The organism is Streptomyces sp. NPDC001153 (genome assembly GCF_053598315.1).
In genome coordinates, this window is record NZ_JBSFJZ010000130.1 from 1 (window position 1) to 1,734 (window position 1,734).

Sequence of the window (1,734 nt, forward strand, 5' to 3'; positions counted from 1 at the left end):
GGGAATCAACACGTCGATTTGATCTTGGTTTTGTTGGGGTCGAGGAACCTGGCGACGTCTTCCCGTGTGCGGAAACGGGCTGTTGAGGCTGGGAGATGAACACCATGGGCTTCCAGAAGCGGGCGGACGTCTTTCACTGCGCGGCTGATGGTCATGGCGGTGGTGTTGAAGAGCTGGCCCAGGAGGTCGATGGTCGCGAGTTTTCGCAGGTGGAGCACGGTGACCAGGACCCGGTCGGCTGAGGTGAGCTTGGCTTTGGCACCTGCGCCAGGGGCCACCAGGCGCTCGTGGCCTCGACGTGTGCGGAGCACTTGCTCGCGTTGAACCTCCATCGCTGGAGTCAACGAGTCGATGAGCTCGTTGAGCTGCCGGCGGGTCATCCCGGTCAGTTCCGGGTCCTGGAGCGAACGCCGCGTGAGGCGAGTCGGTCTGTCCGCCAGGGCCTCGTCCGGCGTGCTGCCGGTGGTCGTCGCGTTCATCGGTCGCTGGGGGCGGAGGGTGTAGTTCCAGTCGCCGTGGAAGCGATGGCGAGTGATGGGCAGGGCGGCGATCTCGTCGTCGCTGACGCGGATGCCGGTGGGGTACTCACCGCTGTCGAGTTCGGCATGGACGGTGAGACCAGTGCGGCTGGTGGTCGCGGCGATGGTTTGGAGCATGACTTCATGGCTGGTCAGGGGTCTGCCACGCCAGTTCATGGTGATGTGGGAGAACAGCCGGTGCTCGATCTTGTTCCACTTCGAGGTGCCGGGCGGCAGGTGACACACCGTGATCTCAAGGCCGGTCTCGGCAGTGAGGTCGGCGAGCTGGGTCTTCCAGCCGCGGGTGCGGTAGCCGTTGGAGCCCCCGCCGTCGGCGGTGATCAGCAGCCGGCGGGCGCGGGGGTAGTCGTGCCGGCCGCGGGCCTGCCACCAGCGCCGGATCGAGGCGACGGCGAACGCCGCGGTGTCGTGATCGGTGCCGATGCTGACCCAGCCGGTGTTCGCCGCCATGTCGTAGATTCCGTACGGAATCGCTTTCTCGGCCTGGCCGGGGAAGTCGTGCGCCTTGACCCTCACGGGCTGCCCTGCAGGCCGCCATTCGTGCCCGGCGTTCTTGTAGTCGCCGATCAGCTCCTTCTTCTTGCTGTCCACGCTGATCACCGGGTCACCGGCGTCCCTGTGGTCTCGTGCCTGCTCATTGAGGTAGCGGAACTGGGCGTCCCTGGCAGGGTGCTGAGCACCTTCGATGGTCTTGGCGTTGGCCTGCAGACTGAAGCCTTCCTCCCGCAGCAGGCCGGCGACCGTGTCGGCGGAGACCCGGTGGCCCTGCCGGGTCAGCTCCGCTGCCAGCTTCCGAGTCGACTTCGTCGTCCACCGCAGCGGCGACATCAGGTCGCCACGCTCGTCGGGCTCGACCAGCGCAAGTAGCGCCGGCCGCAGCCCCGGATCAAGGTCCACAGTCTTCTTCCGGCCCCCACCGGGACGACGGATCCGCCCCAACAGAGCCTGACCAGACTCCAGTTCAGCCGCTCCGCGCGAGACCGTGCCCTCCCGAACCCCGGCCGCGGCAGCGACGAGCCTGATCCCACCATGCCCCAGCGACAGCGCTTCCGCCCCTATGGCCAGCCGACGCTGACGCTCGTCCAGATGCGGCAACAACACCTGGAACTTCGCAGCCAGAACGGCCTCGATCCCCTCCGGTCTCCCCATACCAGAACTACGAGTCCCACAGCTGGAAGCCACGACTTGTTTCCCG

1 protein-coding gene is annotated in these 1,734 nt (G+C 66.7%); it reads right to left on the reverse strand.

Annotated features, from left to right (window positions below):
* Positions 1–5: 5 nt before the first annotated feature.
* On the reverse strand, positions 6–1,688 hold the full coding sequence (locus ACWDEN_RS48065) for an ISAzo13 family transposase (RefSeq protein WP_450864463.1): 1,683 nt from the start codon (positions 1,686–1,688) through the stop codon (positions 6–8).
* Between the last annotated feature and the right edge of the window lie 46 nt (positions 1,689–1,734).

Coding starts and splice junctions, on each gene's coding strand:
- ACWDEN_RS48065 (WP_450864463.1), bottom strand. CDS start 1,688: ATGGGGAGACCGGAGGGGATCGAGGCCGTTCTGGCTGCGAAGTTCCAG.